This window comes from Bacillus sp. FSL K6-2971 (assembly GCF_038006405.1).
Taxonomy (GTDB): Bacteria; Bacillota; Bacilli; order Bacillales; family Bacillaceae; genus Bacillus; species Bacillus pumilus.
On record NZ_JBBOVD010000001.1, the window covers coordinates 753,069 to 772,647 of the forward strand.

Consider the following 19,579-nt stretch of genomic DNA (forward strand, 5'->3'; position numbering starts at 1 on the left):
ATACATGAATAAGCGTCCGAATGCGTATGTACTTGCAGGATTAGGGGTTGGTGGTGCTGTGTTATTAGTAGTGAAAAATAAACAGCATCTCAAAAAATGGGCAAGCATGTTCCGCTCAGATGAAAAGATTCCTGAAAAAGCTGGACACCCTGATCCATTAGATATTCAAGACAACAAGATGGTCGATGAAGGGGCCATGACATCCGTCCATTATTTCAATGAAGTGAGACAATAGCTTGGAAAAACCGTTTTGACCATTCAAAACGGTTTTTTCTTGTCTTTTTTTTGACGTGATATCGATGAGGATCGACAATTGTAAAACCGATCAGCCCTTTGTGATCAGGCGTCGAGAAATGAAATTCAATGCCTGATAAATGATAGGTTGAGAGAACGTCCTGATCTGTAAAACGTAACGAAAGCTCATCCTCATAAACGGGTGCATGCTTCAAAACCTCGGCTTCTTCTGCAAATAACTCCAGACCAGCTACTCGGCCCTCTTTGTCGATATCTGCGTTCACACATTCATTCACATCTAATTCAATGGTTTCTTTGATTGTCCCGATTCCCACAGGCAGGAGATAGATGTATCCGATGTCGATTGTTTGATCATATGTGATGGTTCTTTTCAAATGAGTCACCTGCTTTATGTATGGTTTTTTGATCAATAGTAAAATGTCCCTTTATTGTATAATAACATGTGGTGATACAAAGCTCTCCTATCAGTGAACGGTCAAAGATCATCCCTCTCAGCTCCTATATGTTTTCAGCATTCTAACCTAAAGTCACGAACACCATTTTCAAAAGAATGAAACTTTTAGCTGAAGAAGGTTACCCATTTTTTGCGGTCACTGATTTTGTTATAATATTTAAATGGAATGAAACGAATGGAGGAACGTTTTTCATGTATGATGTTACCGAGTGGAAGCATGTCTTTAAACTCGATCCAAATAAAGAAATATCCGATGAACAGCTGGAGGCGATTTGCGAATCTGGTACGGATGCTATATTGATTGGCGGCAGTGACAATGTGACAGAGGACAACGTGCTTCAATTAATGTCAAAGGTCCGCCGGTTTCTTGTGCCATGTGTGCTCGAAATCTCAACACATGAAATGATTGTGCCGGGCTTCGATCTGTATTTCATCCCGACCGTTTTAAACAGCTCTCATCCTGATTGGATTGTTGGGCTTCACAAGGATGCGATGAAGGAATTCGGTGATTTGATGTCAATGGAAGAGATCGTGCCTGAAGGCTATGTTATTTTAAATGAAGAGTGTAAAGCGGCCAAGCTCACAGAGGCAAATACAGCACTGGACATCGATGACGTAAGGGCATATGCAAGAGTGGCAGAGCATTTAATGAAGCTGCCCATTTTTTATCTAGAATACAGCGGAACGCTTGGAGATATAGAGCTTGTGAAAGAAACGAAAGCAGTGCTTTCTGATACGGTTCTTTTTTATGGCGGGGGCATTGAAAACGCAAAGCAGGCGGAAGATTTTGCGCAGCATGCGGACGTGGTTGTTGTAGGAAACGTCATTTATGACAATTTCAAAGAAGCATTAAAGACAGTGAGCGCAGTCAAAAAGTCATCATAGTCAAACAAGACGAAACGGGTTAAAATAGAACATAAGTTCGAAATGGCGGTGAATGGAATGAATGAAATATCGAATCATCTATTAGAAGGACTGAATGACGCGCAAAAAGAAGCGGTCAAAGCAACAGACGGTCCGCTACTCTTGATGGCAGGAGCAGGAAGCGGAAAGACACGGGTGCTGACACATCGAATTGCCTACTTAATGGCAGAAAAGCATGTGGCTCCGTGGAACATTTTAGCAATTACGTTTACAAATAAAGCAGCACGTGAAATGCGTGAGCGTGTCCAAGCCATTTTAGGGCCTGGTGCGGATGACATTTGGATCTCTACGTTCCACAGCATGTGTGTGCGCATTTTACGACGCGATATTGACCGTATTGGTGTGAATCGCAACTTCTCTATATTAGACACATCTGATCAGCTTTCAGTCATTAAAAATATTTTAAAAGAACGAAATATTGATCCGAAAAAGTTTGATCCACGTAGCATTTTAGGTTCAATCAGCAGTGCAAAAAACGAACTCATTGACGCAGAGGAATACGCCAAAACAGCCGGTGATTTCTATGATCAAGTGGTCAGCGACGTCTACACAGATTACCAAAAGCGATTACTCAAGAACCAATCACTCGATTTTGATGATCTTATTATGATGACGATTCGTCTGTTTGAGCGGATCCCTGAAGTATTAGAACACTATCAGCGAAAATTTCAATACATTCATGTCGATGAGTATCAGGATACAAACAGAGCGCAGTACATGCTTGTGAAACTGCTCGCTCAACGTTTTCAAAATATTTGTGTGGTCGGTGACTCGGATCAGTCCATCTACCGCTGGCGCGGAGCGGATATTACAAACATTCTCTCCTTTGAAAAAGATTATCCATCTAGTGAAGTGATTTTGCTTGAGCAAAATTACAGATCGACTAAACGTATTCTGAATGCCGCAAACACGGTGATTCAAAACAATTCAAACCGTAAGCCGAAAAATCTTTGGACAGAAAATGATGAAGGGGCGAAGATTGCCTATTACCGTGCAGATAATGAATTCGGCGAGGGTCAATTTGTTGCTGGAAAGATTCATCAGCTTCATCAGAGCGGTAAGCGTAAATTATCCGATTTTGCGATTCTTTATCGGACCAATGCGCAGTCTCGTGTCATAGAGGAAACATTATTGAAGTCAAACATTCAATACAACATTGTCGGCGGCACGAAGTTCTATGACAGAAAAGAGATCAAGGACATTTTGGCGTACTTACGCCTAGTAGCTAACCCAGATGACGACATTAGCTTTGCACGAATTGTTAACGTACCAAAGCGCGGAATCGGTGCTACATCTGTTGATAAAATCGCAGCATATGCGGAGATGAATGACCTGTCTATGTTTGAAGCGCTTGGTCAGGTAGATTTCATTGGACTCAGTGCAAGGGCAGCCAATGCGCTTGATGAATTCAAACAGCTCATTGATCAAATGACAAATATGCAAGAGTATTTATCTGTCACAGAATTAACAGAAGAAATCCTAGAGAAAACAGGCTACCGTGAAGCACTGAAGGTTGAAAAAACGATTGAAGCACAAAGCCGTCTAGAAAATATTGACGAGTTTCTCTCTGTGACTAAGAACTTTGAAGAACAAAATGAAGACAAGTCCCTTGTGACCTTCCTGACAGATCTCGCCCTTGTCGCAGACATTGATAAGCTGGATGAAAATGAGGAAGAAGATCAAGATGCGGTCATTTTAATGACGCTTCACGCCGCAAAAGGTCTAGAATTCCCGGTTGTCTTCTTAATGGGCATGGAGGAAGGTGTCTTCCCGCACAGCCGCTCATTAATGGAAGATGCAGAGATGGAAGAAGAGCGCCGCCTTGCTTATGTGGGCATCACACGGGCGGAAGAAGAGCTTTATTTATCAAGTGCCAAGATGAGAACACTCTTCGGCCGGACAAACATGAACCTTGAATCAAGATTCATTCGAGAAATACCAGCCGATTTATTGGACAACCTAAATGAGAAAAAAGAAACGAAAACACCATTTGGCCAAACTAGAGAAAGACCACAAAGACGGGGACCTGTCTCACGTCCACAAACTCAAACCATTCAAAACACAGGCGGCGGAAGTATTGGCTGGGCTGTGGGCGATAAAGCGGCTCATAAAAAATGGGGCGTTGGAACAGTTGTGAGCGTAAAAGGCAGTGGAGACAGCACAGAGCTTGATATTGCCTTCCCAAGCCCTACAGGCATTAAGCGTCTTCTCGCAGCATTTGCGCCAATTGAGAAGCAATAAACCGATAGGACTTATAAAACGGATGAATTGAAAGGAAGAAGCAGATGGATAAAGAAGCAGCGAAACGCCGGATCGAGGAACTGCACCAGATTTTGAACCAATACAACTACGAATATCATACACTGGATCGTCCAAGTGTTCCTGACGCTGAATATGATGCGCGGATGCGTGAGCTGATCTCTTTAGAGGAAGAGCACCCTGATTTAAAAGCAGCGGACTCCCCCTCACAAAGAGTAGGAGGCGCTGTGTTAGACGCCTTCCAAAAAGTGCGCCACGGCACACCGATGCTCAGCCTTGGGAATGCGTTTAATGAACAGGACCTTCTTGATTTTGACCGCCGGGTTCGTCAAGCAGTCGGTGACGATATCGCATACAATGTCGAGCTGAAAATTGACGGACTCGCTGTTTCTCTCCGTTATGAAAATGGCCTGTTTGTCCGAGGTGCCACACGTGGAGATGGGACAACGGGTGAGGATATTACTGAAAACCTCAAAACCATTCGTGCCATCCCGCTCAAAATCAAACGCCCTTTGTCAATTGAAGTGAGAGGCGAGGCATTTATGCCAAAACCTTCTTTTGAAGCATTAAACGAAAAAAGATTACAAAACGAAGAAGAGCCGTTTGCGAACCCGCGTAATGCGGCGGCAGGCTCGCTTCGTCAGCTTGATACGAAAATTGCGGCGAAACGAAACCTTGATATCTTCGTCTACAGTATAGCGGAGCTTGATGAAATCGGTGTTGAATCGCAAAGCGAAGGACTTGATCTTCTCGACGAACTTGGCTTTAAAACGAACAAAGAAAGACGGATGTGCCAAACAATTGAAGAAGTGATCGAGCTTATTGAAACACTGAAAACGAAGCGTGCCGATTTTTCATATGAAATCGATGGAATTGTGATCAAAGTCGATTCGTTAGCTCAGCAAGAAGAGCTCGGCTTTACAGCAAAAAGTCCCCGCTGGGCTGTTGCGTACAAGTTTCCAGCTGAAGAGGTCGTGACAAAGCTGCTTGATATTGAACTAAGTGTCGGGCGTACAGGTGTCATCACACCAACGGCGATCCTTGAGCCTGTCAAAGTAGCAGGAACGACAGTGCAGCGTGCTTCTCTTCATAATGAAGATTTGATCAAAGAAAAGGATATTCGCCTTTTTGATCAAGTGATTGTGAAAAAAGCGGGCGATATTATTCCGGAAGTGGCAGGCGTACTGATCGATCAGCGTACAGGAGAAGAAAAGCCGTTTCACATGCCGACTGAATGCCCGGAGTGTCATAGTGAGCTGGTGAGAATTGAAGGCGAAGTGGCTTTGCGTTGCATCAATCCAGAATGCCCTGCCCAAATACGTGAGGGACTCATTCACTTTGTTTCCCGCAATGCAATGAACATTGATGGGCTTGGCGAGCGGGTCATTACACAGCTTTTCCAAGAACAGCTTGTCTCTCGTGTGTCTGATCTTTACCGATTAACGAAAGAAGAGCTCATTCAGCTTGAGCGAATGGGCGAAAAATCTGTCGACAATTTACTGCGTTCGATTGAGCAATCGAAAGAAAACTCTCTAGAGCGTTTACTATTTGGACTCGGTATACGATTTATTGGCTCTAAAGCGGCGAAGACCTTGGCGATGCATTTCGGCGATATCGATCAATTAAAGCAAGCGACGAAAGAACAATTACTCGAAGTCGATGAAATCGGTGAAAAAATGGCTGATGCTGTCGTTACGTACTTTGAGAAAGAAGAAATACTCAATCTGCTAAATGAACTAAAAGAGCTTGGGGTCAATATGACCTATACAGGACCAAAACCGGTGAAGGTTGAAGAAAGTGATTCCTATTTTGCAGGTAAAACCATTGTGCTGACAGGGAAATTAGAAGAAATGGCTCGAAACGATGCAAAAGCAGCGATCGAAGCATTAGGCGGTAAACTGGCAGGTAGTGTGAGTAAAAAAACAGATCTAGTCATAGCCGGAGAAGCAGCGGGAAGTAAGCTGACAAAGGCAGAAGAACTCAATATTGAAATTTGGGACGAAGCTAAAATGCTCGAGGAGCTAAAGAAATAAGAGGAGTGTTTTCTATTGAAAAAGTTGTTATTGCTGCTGACAATGCTCACACTGGTATTGTCAGCGTGTGCACCTTTTGGGGGAAAGGAAGAGGAAGAGGTCACACAAAAAACGGATGAAACGAAGGAAACAGCCATCATCCCGATGTACAATATCTCTGACTCCTATTACAAAATGGTGCTGCCGTTTAAACAAGGTGCTGCGAGAGGATTAACAGCAGAGCGTCTCAACACACGCTTGGACATCGATGAATTTGAAACAGGACTCATGCGTCTCGCAACAGAGTCATTTAATACAAACGACTACCTTTTCCAAGAAGGACAGCATTTAGATGAGGACACCGTTCTAGGCTGGCTGGCGCGCAAAAAAACAGGCAGTGATTTGAAAAAGGCAGAAAAAGAAGATAAAGACTTTAAGAATCTAGGCTTAAATCCTGCTCTTCCGAACTCAGGTTCAACAAAGTCTAAAAATGAAAATAGTCCAATTTACTTAGCTTCGATGCTAGAGCATAATTACTTAATTCGAAAAGATAAAAACAGCTTACAGCTTGGCGGAGTTGTCATTGGACTTGCGCTGAACTCTGTTTATTATTACCGTGAAAATATCGGTGACCCGCAGCAAGAAGTGACGATCGATTCTTCGAAAAATTCAAAGAAACTTTTGACAGAAGGCGAAAAAATTGCTGAACAAGTGATCAAACGAATTCGTCAAATGGATGGGCTGCAAAAAGTGCCTGTGATGATTGCCCTTTATAAGCAAGCACCAAAATCATCTATCGTTCCAGGAAACTTTATCGCCAAAACGGATGTGAAAGCAGGCTCAGCTGATATCGGCAATTGGGATACGATCAAAGAGGAGAATGTCTTCTTCCCTTCAGATAATGCGAAAGGCAACTACAAAGATGATTCCGAGCGATTTGACCGCTTCAAAACAAAAGTCGAAGACTACTTCCCGAATTATACTGGTGTCGTAGGAAAAGGGTTTTACAAAGACGGCAACCTGCAAAAAATGAAAGTCGAAATTCCAATGCAGTTCTACGGAAAAACGGAAGTCGTAGCCTTCACGCAATATTTAACAGGTGAAGTCATGGATTACTATAAGAGTACCAATATTGAAATTAACATCACATCTTCAGATCAGCAAGAAGCCTTGATCACGAAAAATGCTGAAGACAAAGAACCAACCATCCATATATATGACTAAATAAAAACCGCCTTTTGGCGGTTTTTTAAATTAGTCATAATGTATCAAATTATGAAAATATTGCTATAAAAAGTAGAAGTGTAGAAAATAATGTATTATTATGGGTGATAATGAAGAGAAAATGGAGATCACTATGAAAAATAAATCATTTTACTTTTTATTAGGGGGACAATCCCTAGCTAATTTTGGGGATTCGCTATATGTCCTCGTTTTGACCATCCTGACATATCAATTAACAAATTCTACGCTGATTGCTTCAATGGTGGCTGTCTCACAGTTTGTTGGACAAGCACTTGGAGCGGTACTCATTCCTTTCTTTATGTATCAATTTAAGCTGAAAAGACTCATTATTTATTTGCAAATGTGTCAAATTACTTTCTTCGGTTGCTTAATTTTCATTTATATTCTACAACTATCAACTTTTACTATTCCTCTCTTTTTTATCATTGTATTTTTCCTTTCTTTGATAGATGGAGGAACCATTCCAGTTCGAAATTCGATGATCCCACGTCTAGTAGAAAAGAACTTTTTACTAAAAGCAAATAGCTATATCTTAACTTCTGATCAAATGGTCCTTTTACTAGGCTGGCTTTTAGGAGGGCTGTTTATTGGCATTCTTGGACCACAGTTTCTCCTATTGACGACACTTGTTTTATACAGTTTGTCGCTCATATCTATGCTCTTTATCATTGATACGGGGGCTGCAGCCAAACAAGAGCAACAGTCTGACTCATTTGCTACAAGGGTCTTTTCAGGGTGGAAGCTCATGTATGAAAAGCCAACTATTCGAACATTAACGATTTTAGAAATGCTATCCATGAGCGGTAGAAGTATTTGGACTGGTGCCATTATCCTTGTGTATGTCACAGAAGTCTTACATCAGCCTGAAACATGGTGGGGCTTTATTAACGCAAGCTATTTTGGCGGAACCATTCTAGGCGGCCTGCTTGTGTTGCGGTTCGCAAAGCATGTGGAACAGCGTTTGTTCGATCACATTTTTTACAGTTCGGTGATCGTTGCTGTGCTAACCCTTTGCTTAGGATTGAATCATTCTGCATGGATGAGTTTGTTGTTTGTCTTTTTATTAGGGCCAGCCTTTCAGCTTCGCAGTATTTCCATTCGAACCTATGTACAAGATACATTGAGTGAAATTGAATTGCCCAAAATACTATCAGCTCAACATACACTATCAACTTTTATATACGGAATGTCCATCCTCGTTATGAGCACCATGACCGATCTCTTTGGGGCAAGAGTCGTCTTTTTTATAAACGTTGCCCTGTTTACTGTGTCGGCTTTCCTAGCGTCTAGATTAAAAAATGAACAAATTTAGACATTTTATCTCAATTATTTACAAAAATACCATTATATGATTTAATATGTTGGTAGAAATGTTAACTATATGAAAAGTAGAGGTGGCGTAATTGACTAATAGTTTAGCATATTGGCCATTAACACATCCGCAGCGACGCGTGATGAACATGGAAACATTTTATCCAGGAACACCGATCAATCATATTGGCGGTATCATTTTCGTCAATGGGCCATTGCAGCTCGATAAACTGAAGCAGGCCATTGCATCTTGTATCATGATGACAGAATCTCTTCGTCTCAAGCTAGTAGAGAAAGATGGTGAAACGCTTCAATACGTTGATCCAAACGCCGATAGCCCTATTCCTACCTATGAGTTTTCCACACATGAAGACATGCTAGAATGGGCCGAAAAAGCCTTCAAAACACCATTTCAATTAACAGAAACCTCTCTCGCCGAATTTGCTGTACTAAAAATCAGTGAACAACAATCTGGTTATTTCATCAAATGCCATCATACAGTAGCAGATGGATGGTCGATGAAAGTAATCATCGATAAAATTAGCCAGCTTTACACTGCTCTTACCCAAAGCTCCTCTATCGAACAAGAAGCAGACAATCATTCTGTATTTATTGATAAAGAATCAAAATATATGAACTCCCCAAGATTTAAAAAAGATCAGCAATTTTGGAAAGAAGCATTATCTGATGTGTCCGATAGTTATTTGGTACAAGGAACTGACCAAATCAAAGGCCATCGGCAAAGCCATTACCTTGATCGACAACTCTCAGAACGAATCTATGAATTTATAGATGTCCATCATTGTTCAATCAACTCTTTATTTACTTTAGGACTCTTCGTCTACTTGCATAAAAGATACCAGCAAAAAGATTTTATTATTGGGACGCCAGTTCTCAATCGTTCCGGACAAAAGGAAAAAGCCACGTCCGGTATGACCGTGAGTACAATGCCATATCGAATGAAGATCGATCCTCATCTATCTTTGTTAGAAAGTTTAACAGACGTTCAAAAAAGCTATAAGGCTTACTTCCTGCATCAGCGATATCCCTATGATGCACTTGTCAAAGATTTAGAGCTTGCAAAAGCAGGGTATGATCAGCTTTTTCAAATCTATATCAACTCCTACAGCACCAATATGGTGCAGGAGATGGAAGGATACAAAGTTGAATACATAGAGCTTTACAATGGCTTCCAGCCATATGGCTTACAAGTTGCTGTGAAAGAATGGGATGAAAAAGGGCAAATCGAGCTTCAATATGACTACAAGATCTCAGATTACAGCAATGAAGATATCGACTTTCTACACGAAAGAATGCTTCTCTTTGTCGAAACGATACTCGCTCAGCCAAAGCAGCTGTTAAAAGACGTACTTCTCATGACAGAAGTCGAGAAACATCGAGAGCTATATCAATGGAACGACACAAGCGTGCTGTTTCCACAGAAACAAAAAATCCATGAATTGATTACAGACATGTCAACGTCTTCTCCTGATCGAATTGCACTTCAGGACGGATCTCATAGCATGACATACGGTGAACTTGAGAGAAAAACCAATCAAATGGCGCATTTTCTACAAACACATGGCTTACAAAGACATGACTTTGTTGCCGTATGTATGAATCATTCACCAGAACTGATTGTGCTGCTGCTGGGGATTTTAAAGGCTGGAGGCGCATATGTGCCGATTGATCCTGAGTATCCAGAGGAACGTATTCAGTTTATTTTGGATGACAGCCAGGCAAAGCTGTTTTTCACAGATGACGCATCTGCATACCATTTTAATGGCGATACGTACAATATCTACAACGTGTGGGATCAGTTGGCTCAGTATAATGCGGAACATCCATTCATTGGGAATGCTGAAGACGTCGCATATATGATTTATACGTCTGGCTCTACAGGACAGCCAAAGGGAGTCATGATTGAGCACCGAAGCTTAGTGAACTATATCATGTCTGCCAAAACACACTATACTGATTCATCAGATGATCATTTTGCCTTGTATTCATCCATTGCGTTTGATTTAACCGTGACATCTATTTATACGCCATTGGTCATTGGCAGTACCGTGATGATCTATCGTCAAGAGGATCAGCCAGGCTTTTTATTAGAACATATTTTGTTTGATCAAAAAGCAAAAGTCATCAAGCTGACACCAGCTCATATGGCACTGTTAACAGATGCTGCACTTTCTCAATCAGTTGTGAAACGGATGATTGTGGGCGGAGAACAATTATCGACCGCTTTGGCCAAAAGAATCACAGAGGCAAGTGATGGAAGGATATCCATCTTTAATGAATATGGACCAACTGAAGCAACCGTTGGCTGTATGATTCATCAATTCCATCAAGATGATGGGGGGACATCTGTGTCAATTGGTGTACCAATGCCAAATACAGAGATTTACCTTTTAGATGAGAATCAGCAAGCCGTGCTGCCTGGGACAGTAGGAGAAATCTATATTTCAGGTGCAGGTGTTGGCAGAGGGTATTGGCAAAGACCTGATTTGCAGGAATCACGCTTTCTGCCCAATCCATTTGTAAATGGTCGCCGCATGTATCGAACAGGTGATATCGCCAAACGAGCAAATGATGGAAAGATTGATTACATTGGCAGAATTGATCATCAAATCAAGCTGCGAGGCTACCGGATTGAGCTCGGTGAAATTGAACTTGCACTGATGGCACTTGAAGAAGTTGATAAAGCAGCGGTTATTGATCTAACCGATGAATCTGGAGAAAAACAGCTGGCTGCCTATATTGAATTAAAAGAAAAACAGATGACGTCCTTTTTACTTAGAAAGAAATTATCAGATCAGCTTCCAGCTTATATGGTACCTGCCTATTTTGTTGTACTAGATGAGCTCCCGCTTACCCAAAACGGAAAAATCAATCGGACAGCACTGCCTGATCCAATGCTGTCCCAAGTGGAAACAGCCGTTGAATGGTCCAAGGAAACAGCGGACATTGAAGAGATCTTAGTAGATACAGCAAAAGACATTTTAGGACATGAAACAATCGAACCGGCTGATCATTTTTATCAGCTTGGCGGAGATTCCATTAAGGCGATTCAATTTATTGCGAAATTAAAAGACAAAGGACTCTATTTAAAAACCAAGGATCTTTTTACTTACCCCATTTTTAGAGAAATGGCACAAGTCGTTCAGCAGGAACCTGTCATACATATCTCACAAGAGCAAGCTGTGGGTGATGTGAAATCGATTCCAATTATCGAATGGTTCTGGTCCCAGCGGTTAAAAGATGAACATTTCTGGCATCAATCCATCATTGTTCATTCAAAGAAAAAGATGGATGAAACCATCGTGCAGGATGCTCTCAAAGAGCTCGTCATTCACCACGATGGACTAAGGTTAAAAGTACATGAGGCAACAAACACACTCTATTATGATGTAGACATTCAAGATATTCCGCTGATGGTACACGATTTCACGACATTGTCAGAAGAGAACGTGGAAGAAGCGCTACAAGAAGTAGGATATCAGGTCAAGCAAAGGACTCATCTTTATCAAGGACCATTGATTCAGGCAGCACTTTGTCAAACTGATTCTCAATCACATCTCATCTTTGCCGCCCATCATCTAATAGCTGATGGTATGTCTTGGCAAATTCTTGTGGAGGACTTGATTCAATTATTGCATGCAGAGAAGGTTACAGCAGAAGTGCTTCCGTCTAAAACCCATTCCTATCAAACATTTGCCGAGCGGGTGAACGAGTATGCAGTATCAGAGAGTGTAAAAGAGTCGCTCAGCTATTGGCAAAAAGCGGTGCAGGATATTCAGCCACTGTATCAAGTTTCTTCAAATGAAGGATATGTCAGAGACGAAATCAAATTAACCAAGGCATTATCAGTGGAACTCACAAATCAATTGCTCAATCAAGCGAATCAAGCGTATCAAACGCAGCCGCATGAACTGTTAATTTCAGCCTTGTCCCAAGCCTGTTATGAGCAAACGAATCAAGAGCGGATTTCTTTGGAATTAGAAGGTCATGGCAGGGATGCAGTAGAGGATGATATCGATGTATCTAGAACGTTTGGTTGGTTCACCACCATGTATCCTGTGAATGTTCATGTGTCTGAATCTCTTTCAGATCACATACGAGCTGTCAAAGAAACGATACGTGAAGTGCCAAATAAAGGTGCAGACTATGGGCTGTTGTCACTCATCAATAAGCAGCTTTCTCCTCACTCAGCACCGCAATTACGCTTTAACTATCTAGGTGAAATTGATCAAGTGCTGAAACAATCATCTGATTATGAGATGTCTTACTTTACATCGGGGATGGATTCGTCATTGGATAATCCATTAACAACCGTCATCGATATGGTCGCTACCATCAAGGGCGGTCAACTGATTTTCCATCTTTCTTTCAGTGAAAAACAGCTGTGTGAAACAGACATGACGCAGCTATTACAAGCGGTAGAACAGCAAATTGAGCGTCTTGTACAGCATTGCTTAGAGAAGGAAGGAATCGAATTTACACCGTCTGATTTTGAAACAGTGGATATGTCTCTTGAAGAAATGGATTCATTATTTACATGAGGAAAAATCAGTATGTTATCTACATTTCATTTTTATTAGCAGTCTTATGGATAAGCAGCTTTGCCGGGGGGACACATGCCAAAGCAGTGATTTCATCTAAAGCTATTGATCAAGTGATAGAGGAGCAGATGGAGCTTGGGCGCATTCCAGGCATGTCTGCTGTGGTTGTGAAAAAAGACGAAGTCGTGTACCAAAAAGGCTTTGGTTATGCGGATCGAAAGAAAAAGAAGCAAGTGACAGACAGCACTTTCTTTGAAATTGGATCTACATCAAAGGCGTTTACCGCTCTTGCGATTGTGGAGTTAGAGAAGCAAGGAAAACTTCATTTAAAAGATCCGGTGAGCAGCTATATTCCAGGTTTTTTTCCAACATACAATGGAAAGCCTCAGCGTTTAACTGTGGAGCAATTAATGCATCACACAAGCGGCATTCCCTTTCAATCCATTGCGCTTATCCAGCCTGATACTGCAAAGGATGCGTTGAAAAAAACAGTTGATCAGCTGAAATCAATCGAGCTTAATCGTAAGCCAGGCAGCTCCTTTGAATATGCGACCATCAACTATGATGTCCTTGGTCTCATCATTGAAAATGTAACAGGAACATCGTATGAGGCTTATATGAAGGAACTGTTTAAAAGGCATCACCTTGACCAAACAGAGGCTGGGCTAAAACGGATGACATCCGGTGCTGTCTCAGAAGGGTTTAAACTGCAATTCCTTGCTCCGCATGCTTATGAAGCACCAGAATATCGAGGCAATACGCCTGCAGGCTATATTGTGATGAATAGTCAGGATGTGGGGACTTGGCTGCAATATCAATTGACCGATTCAACTTGGTCTCGCTTTGTAAAAAATCCTGATCACTTAACTGTGAATGTCCCAGAAGAAGGGAAGCATGTCTATTACAATGCCGGCTGGTATATAGAAAAGGCGCATGAGCAGGTAGACTCGCTTTTTCATGCAGGCTCTAACCCAAACTATTCATCATTTTTTCTGATCCAGCCAAAAGAAGAGATTGCGATCGGAGTGTTAGCGAATATGAATAGCAGCTACACAGAGCAAACGGCACGTCTTATTGCCAAAACGATCACGGGTGCAAATGAAGAAGCAGAGTCATCAATGGATCCTTTTCAGCTCATCGATCAATTGAGTCTTGGGGCCACATGTCTTTTCATATTGCTGCAAATAGTGTCTATCGTTCGTTTTATCAAGTGGAAAAAGCGTGTAAAAAACGGCGCTTTCGTTCGCAGGGACATGTCACTTGGCATCTGGCTGAAAAGTAGCGGCTGGGTGCTGCTGCTAATTGGGATATTGATCCTGCCAATCATTGTTGCGCAGCTAGCCTTTAATGGGCTGCCTTGGAAAATGACTTTTGTATGGGGACCTTCCTCTCTCATTGAATTAGCAATTTCTTATTATTTGTTTTTCATTTGGTTTTGTACGATTGGTTTCATCAAAGGATTTATGGTGACATCTCCTGCTGGAAAGAGAGGAAAAAAAGATGACCGTCAAACAGATTTCGGGCATTCATCCTTATAATGATTTGTTTTATCGTAGCTGTTTTTTTAATTGCTTTTTTCCAATTGTGAAGCTGCATGATCAAGAAGTTTTTCCATACTTATTAAATGATCAATTTGCCTACGGGCTTACAGAGAATGGCTTGCTACAGATTGACTGGATGTCGGCACACGATCCAGAAAAGATTATGAATTTACAAGGCATTCAAGTGGAAAAAATGACGTATTGTCCCAACCTCATTGAAAAGGTCAAACAAGATGTGAGACGTGACCGCCCGGTAATTGTATGGGTAGACCCCTACGTTCAGCGAGGCAGAAAAGAGTATTTGACAACCCATAGCCGTCATTCCATTTTAATGACTGGATTCGATGAAAATCAGCAAATCTTTCAAGTATTAGAGAATCGGCATTTAGATAATTTGTCTTATGAGCATCAAGTGCTGTCATTTAAAGATGTACAGAAAGGATATGACACCTTTCATGATCATTTTCAGCCGAATGATCAATTTCATTCCTATGCGGCCTTCTACTTTGATCCAGACAAACTCTCGACTGAGTTATTTGATCAAAAAACGACTTATTTCCTGAGAAATATGCATGGTCAGATTGACGTAATAGAAAAAGGAATCACAGCTCTTGAAACATTTTATGAGCAGTTTTCGCAATGGGATGATATCGAGAAGCTCGTGGCGTCGTTCAATCAGATCATCAATACGAAGAAAATAGAGCTGTATCGGCTGAATCTCATCAAAGGCGATCTACCTGAGCTGGTGGGATGGATGGAACGTATTTTAGCAGAATGGGAGAAAGCAAGGCATCAGGCAGCAAAACTCCTTTTTTCAGGTGAGATGTCTAGTAGGTACCAAGCCCATATCACAGCCTCTTTAGAACAAATCATCCATGATGAAAAACATTGGCTGGAAGTGTTGGCAATCAAATGCAAAAGGGAGTGTGGCGTGTCGTGAAGTTATTTTGTTTACCGTACGCAGGTGGAGCCAGTACCGTATTCAGTACGTGGAAATCTTATATAGACCGGTCGATAGAAATTCATGCCCTTGAACTCCCTGGGCACGGGACAAGAATGACAGAGCCTGTACTAACCGATTTACAGCAGGTCGCAGATGATCTTTATGTACAGGCGTCCTCCTCCTTAAAAGAAGGAGAGCCCTATGCCATTTTCGGTCATAGTATGGGAGCCGTCCTTGCATATGAATTACAAAAAAGAATGAAAACAAGGTTAAACAGAGAGCCTGTCCATGTCTTTTATTCTGGGCGCTTTCCACCACATATTCCAGAAAAGAAAGTCTATCATCAGCTGTCAGATTCCAAATTAAAAGAAGCGATCATTGCGATGGGAGGCGTTCCTGAGGAACTTGCTGATAACCATGCAGTGCTTGATTTCTTTCTGCCGATTTTAAGAGCAGACTTTCAGCTTTTGGAGACCTATTTGTGTGATGAAGTCGTTCCGGCTGCTTGTCCAATTTCTATTTTTTATGGTACACGTGATTTGCCTTCTGTGCTGTTCGATTTAGACGATTGGGTTCAATATACAAGCGAAGATTGTGCGTTTTTCGAATTCGATGGAGATCACTTTTTTATTCATTCATTCACAAATGAAGTTGTAGAAAAAATCAATGTCATTTTAAAGCGAATTGGAGTGTTGGAGAAATGAACACGAAGCACGTAGGCGTGATTGGAGCAGGTGTCATGGGGGCTGATATGGCATTAGACCTTTCAGCAAATGGCTATCAAGTCACATTAGTTGATGTCACAGAAGAAAAGTTAAACGAAGCGCTAGAAAAAATTAAGAAGACCTATCAATTGGTTCAATTTGTGAGAAAGAAGAAAATCTCATTGTCTTTAGAAGATGTATTGTCTCAAATCCAACTGTCAACTTCACTTGAAGGATTACATGACGCGCATATCGTCATTGAAAATGTGACGGAAGATTGGGAGATTAAAAAACCTATTTATGAAGAGCTACGAGGTATTTGTGCGAAAGAAACCATCTATTTTGTAAACACAAGCTGTATCTCCATCACAAAGGTAGGGTCCCTTATGCATCACCCTGAGAATGTCATTGGGGCGCACTTTATGAACCCTGTTCCTCTCAAAGCGTTAGTTGAAGTCATTAGAGGCAAAGCAACTTCAGATGACACAGTAGAAACGGCAAAAGGTTTCTTGAAATCGTTTGATAAAACACCAGTTGTGGTGCATGATTTTCCGGGATTTGTTTCCAACCGTGTGCTGATGCTGACAATCAATGAAGCGATTTGGGCGGTGCAAGATCAAGTCGCCACGCCAGCGGATGTCGATAAAATTTTCCGCGGAGGTTTCGGTCATAAAATGGGACCACTTGCGACGGGAGACTTAATTGGGCTTGATACGATTTTGAATTCATTGCTTGTTTTATACGAGAGCTACAAAGATCCGAAGTTCCGTCCATGTCCTCTGCTAGTCAAAATGGTTGATGCAGGCGAGTACGGCAAAAAATCAGGCAAGGGCTTTTTCCAATATGACATGTGAGAGGAGAATAACCAATGGCTAAGCAAATCAAGTGTGTTGTCTGGGATTTAGATCATACATTATGGGATGGAATTTTACTTGAGTCAGATGAAGTGACGTTAAAACCATCGATGAAGGAAGTACTAACAGAGTTAGATGAGCGCGGCATCCTTCTTTCTATAGCAAGCCGGAATGATGAAACAGCCGTGAAGGAAAAGCTTTCTGCCTTCGGAATCGAACATTTCTTTCTCTATCCAGAGATTCATTGGAATGCCAAATCTAGTTCATTAGAGAGAATCAGTCAGCGCTTAAATATTCATAAAGATACCATTCTCTTTATTGATGATCAGCCGTTTGAACGAGAAGAAGTGAAGGCTGTTCATCCAGAGATTACGTGCTGGGATGCAGTGGATTATCTGTCATTACTCACTGATGATCGCCTGCGTCCAGTCTTTATCACAGAAGATGCTAGACGACGCAGAAGAATGTACTTAGAAGCGGACAAAAGGCAGCAGGAAGAAGAGAAATATGAAGGGCCGCCTGAGAAATTCTTGGCGTCTTTACATATGAAATTCGTGATATCAGAAGCAGGAGAACAAGACCTCCAGCGCGCTGAAGAATTGACTGTCCGTACCAATCAATTAAATGCGAGCGGGAAAACCTACGATTATGAAGAGCTTGATTTCTTCCGTCAATCAGATTCTCACTTACTGCTTGTCTGTGAACTTGAAGATAAATTCGGTTCATATGGAAAAATTGGACTCTCATTAATAGAAGAAAAAGGTGACACATGGCATGTCAAACTGCTGCTGATGTCTTGCCGCGTCATGTCTCGTGGTGTCGGGACCATCTTACTTACAACGATTTTGCAAGAAGCGAAAAAGCGAGGAAAGCGGCTTGTCGCTGACTTTAAACAAACCGACCGAAACCGCATGATGTACATCACATATAAGTTTGCCAATTTCAAAGAAATCGAGAAGGGGGAGAACGGCTATATCTTGTTTGAGAATGATTTAAGCATGATTCAGCCTTTCCCAGAATACGTAGATGTCAATATTGAATTAAATCAGAAAGACCCGGCCAAACAATAAAAAAGCGAAAAGCGAGGAGATTAAATCATGAACCTACACGAACAAGTAAGAGCCTATATCGAGCAAAATCTAGTGGTATTTGATGAGGAAATTGAGCTTGGAAATGATGATCATATTTTTGAACAAGGCTTTGTGAATTCTCTATTTGCGATGAAACTAGTGAACTATATCGAACATGACTTTCAATTCCAATTAGATAACGAAGACCTCGACATTGCTCATTTTAGTACCGTCAATCGCATTGTCGCCTTAATTGAGAGAAAACAACAGGGGGCGGCTCTTCATGAAAACAACAGCTGAACAAACGATCAATGCCATTGAAGAAATACGGCAGTATTGCGATGAACATATCCGTCCGTTTGCCAATGAATTCGATGAGACGGAACATTTGCCAGAGTCGCTGATTCGAGATATGGCGAAACGAGGCTACTTGGCAGCAGGTATCCCGTCTTCCTATCAAGGGCTGGGGCTTGATCCAATCGCATATGGACAGTTTACGGAACAAGTGGGAAAAGCTTGCTGTAATGTCCGGACATTATTGACAGTGAATTCACTTGTAGGAGAAGCCATTCTTCGTTATGGAACAGAAGATCAAAAACAAGGCTGGCTCGTTGAATTAGCTAAAGGAGAAAAAATCGGTGCCTTTGCTTTGTCAGAGCCGAATATTGGTTCAGATGCCAATCATGTTGAAACAAGCTATCAAAAGGAAGGACAATCCTATGTATTAAATGGGAAGAAAAAGTGGATTTCCTTTGGAGCGATTGCCGATTTCTTTATTGTGATTGCAAGAGACGGTGAACAAGTCACGGCATTCCTTGTCGATCGAGATCAGCCGGGTGTAGAGATTGAGAGAATTACAGGAATGATGGCCAACCGAGCGTCATATTTAGCGGAAATCACCCTCGATCATGTCCAGGTGCATGAAGACTGTGTCTTAGGACCAGTTGGGGGCGGATTTAACCATGTGGTGTCACTCGCATTAGACCATGGAAGATACAGTGTCGCTTGGGCAGGGCTTGCCATTGCACAAGAAGCCGTTGATTCTCTTGTTACGTATTCACGTAAAAGAACACAATTTAATGAGAAATTGTACAAGCATCAAATGATCAAAGGCATGATCGGAGATGCGGTGACCCAGCTCCATGCAGCGAGAGCCTTATGCCTAAAGGCTGGGGAAATGAGAGAAGCGAATCATCCTGATGCAATCACAGAAACATCCATTGCAAAATATTTCACCTCTAAAATCGCTGTTGACATTACAAATACAAATGTCCAAATTCATGGCGGAAGTGGATTTAGCCGGGAAAACTCAGCTTCAAGACTATATCGTGAAGCGAAGGTGCTTGAAATTATTGAAGGAACTTCGCAAATTCAGCAACAGGTTATTGCTAACTATGGTTTACGCCATTATTTCGTGAAACATTCTTAGAGAGAAAGGAGATGAT

General features: G+C 41.7%; 15 protein-coding genes. 14 read left to right on the top strand and 1 reads right to left on the bottom strand.

Annotation, left to right across the window (positions count from 1 at the left end):
• The first annotated feature begins 4 nt into the window (after positions 1–4).
• Entirely contained in the window at positions 5–235 is a 231-nt protein-coding gene (locus MHI33_RS03900) for a hypothetical protein (RefSeq protein WP_106072537.1), read from the top strand.
• On the opposite strand, the gene MHI33_RS03905 is transcribed toward MHI33_RS03900, so the two are convergent.
• Entirely contained in the window at positions 216–629 is a 414-nt protein-coding gene (locus MHI33_RS03905) for a DUF2283 domain-containing protein (RefSeq protein ID WP_113768329.1), read from the bottom strand. The two genes, MHI33_RS03900 and MHI33_RS03905, sit on opposite strands and share 20 nt — an antisense overlap.
• Before the next feature lie 272 nt (positions 630–901).
• On the opposite strand from MHI33_RS03905, the gene MHI33_RS03910 reads away from it, so the two are divergent.
• The 13 genes from MHI33_RS03910 (at position 902) to MHI33_RS03970 (ending at position 19,563) form a co-directional block, all read left to right on the top strand.
• Positions 902–1,594, top strand: a complete 693-nt coding sequence (locus tag MHI33_RS03910) for a heptaprenylglyceryl phosphate synthase (protein WP_041816135.1) — start codon at positions 902–904, stop codon at positions 1,592–1,594.
• A 57-nt stretch (positions 1,595–1,651) separates the two neighbouring features.
• Positions 1,652–3,874 (top strand): DNA helicase PcrA, encoded by a 2,223-nt coding sequence (gene pcrA / locus MHI33_RS03915; protein ID WP_113768226.1) that lies wholly within the window; start codon positions 1,652–1,654, stop codon positions 3,872–3,874.
• 44 nt (positions 3,875–3,918) lie between these two features.
• Positions 3,919–5,925: an NAD-dependent DNA ligase LigA gene (ligA, locus tag MHI33_RS03920; RefSeq protein ID WP_044141539.1), complete on the top strand. Its 2,007-nt coding sequence runs from the start codon at positions 3,919–3,921 to the stop codon at positions 5,923–5,925.
• A 15-nt stretch (positions 5,926–5,940) separates the two neighbouring features.
• Positions 5,941–7,128, top strand: coding sequence for a CamS family sex pheromone protein (locus MHI33_RS03925; protein ID WP_044141540.1), 1,188 nt, complete (start codon positions 5,941–5,943; stop codon positions 7,126–7,128).
• Between the two features lie 133 nt (positions 7,129–7,261).
• Positions 7,262–8,461 carry an MFS transporter gene (locus MHI33_RS03930; RefSeq protein WP_340909285.1) on the top strand — a complete coding sequence of 400 codons (1,200 nt, stop codon included), beginning with the start codon at positions 7,262–7,264 and terminating at the stop codon, positions 8,459–8,461.
• 91 nt (positions 8,462–8,552) lie between these two features.
• On the top strand, positions 8,553–13,022 hold the full coding sequence (locus MHI33_RS03935) for a non-ribosomal peptide synthetase (RefSeq protein ID WP_217012795.1): 4,470 nt from the start codon (positions 8,553–8,555) through the stop codon (positions 13,020–13,022).
• Positions 13,019–14,560 (top strand): serine hydrolase domain-containing protein, encoded by a 1,542-nt coding sequence (locus MHI33_RS03940; protein WP_217012796.1) that lies wholly within the window; start codon positions 13,019–13,021, stop codon positions 14,558–14,560. Before MHI33_RS03935 ends, MHI33_RS03940 begins: the two co-directional genes overlap by 4 nt.
• Positions 14,523–15,503 (top strand): C39 family peptidase, encoded by a 981-nt coding sequence (locus MHI33_RS03945; RefSeq protein WP_185107493.1) that lies wholly within the window; start codon positions 14,523–14,525, stop codon positions 15,501–15,503. The genes MHI33_RS03940 and MHI33_RS03945 overlap by 38 nt, the downstream gene beginning before the upstream one ends.
• Positions 15,500–16,210, top strand: coding sequence for a thioesterase II family protein (locus MHI33_RS03950; RefSeq protein ID WP_340909293.1), 711 nt, complete (start codon positions 15,500–15,502; stop codon positions 16,208–16,210). Before MHI33_RS03945 ends, MHI33_RS03950 begins: the two co-directional genes overlap by 4 nt.
• On the top strand, positions 16,207–17,064 hold the full coding sequence (locus MHI33_RS03955; RefSeq protein ID WP_044141548.1) for a 3-hydroxyacyl-CoA dehydrogenase family protein: 858 nt from the start codon (positions 16,207–16,209) through the stop codon (positions 17,062–17,064). The genes MHI33_RS03950 and MHI33_RS03955 overlap by 4 nt, the downstream gene beginning before the upstream one ends.
• Positions 17,065–17,078: 14 nt before the next feature.
• Complete coding sequence (locus MHI33_RS03960) at positions 17,079–18,134, top strand: HAD-IIIC family phosphatase (protein WP_126741174.1); 1,056 nt, start codon at positions 17,079–17,081, stop codon at positions 18,132–18,134.
• A gap of 27 nt (positions 18,135–18,161) precedes the next feature.
• On the top strand, positions 18,162–18,434 hold the full coding sequence (locus tag MHI33_RS03965; protein WP_340909297.1) for an acyl carrier protein: 273 nt from the start codon (positions 18,162–18,164) through the stop codon (positions 18,432–18,434).
• Positions 18,418–19,563, top strand: a complete 1,146-nt coding sequence (locus MHI33_RS03970) for an acyl-CoA dehydrogenase family protein (protein WP_340909299.1) — start codon at positions 18,418–18,420, stop codon at positions 19,561–19,563. Before MHI33_RS03965 ends, MHI33_RS03970 begins: the two co-directional genes overlap by 17 nt.
• Positions 19,564–19,579 lie beyond the last annotated feature (16 nt).

Excerpts from the sequence above, each read along its gene's own strand:
- MHI33_RS03900 (WP_106072537.1), top strand. The coding sequence starts at position 5 with ATGAATAAGCGTCCGAATGCGTATGTACTTGCAGGATTAGGGGTTGGT.
- MHI33_RS03910 (WP_041816135.1), top strand. The coding sequence starts at position 902 with ATGTATGATGTTACCGAGTGGAAGCATGTCTTTAAACTCGATCCAAAT.
- pcrA (WP_113768226.1), top strand. The coding sequence starts at position 1,652 with ATGAATGAAATATCGAATCATCTATTAGAAGGACTGAATGACGCGCAA.
- ligA (WP_044141539.1), top strand. The coding sequence starts at position 3,919 with ATGGATAAAGAAGCAGCGAAACGCCGGATCGAGGAACTGCACCAGATT.
- MHI33_RS03930 (WP_340909285.1), top strand. The coding sequence starts at position 7,262 with ATGAAAAATAAATCATTTTACTTTTTATTAGGGGGACAATCCCTAGCT.
- MHI33_RS03940 (WP_217012796.1), top strand. The coding sequence starts at position 13,019 with ATGAGGAAAAATCAGTATGTTATCTACATTTCATTTTTATTAGCAGTC.
- MHI33_RS03945 (WP_185107493.1), top strand. The coding sequence starts at position 14,523 with ATGACCGTCAAACAGATTTCGGGCATTCATCCTTATAATGATTTGTTT.
- MHI33_RS03955 (WP_044141548.1), top strand. The coding sequence starts at position 16,207 with ATGAACACGAAGCACGTAGGCGTGATTGGAGCAGGTGTCATGGGGGCT.
- MHI33_RS03960 (WP_126741174.1), top strand. The coding sequence starts at position 17,079 with ATGGCTAAGCAAATCAAGTGTGTTGTCTGGGATTTAGATCATACATTA.
- MHI33_RS03965 (WP_340909297.1), top strand. The coding sequence starts at position 18,162 with ATGAACCTACACGAACAAGTAAGAGCCTATATCGAGCAAAATCTAGTG.
- MHI33_RS03970 (WP_340909299.1), top strand. The coding sequence starts at position 18,418 with ATGAAAACAACAGCTGAACAAACGATCAATGCCATTGAAGAAATACGG.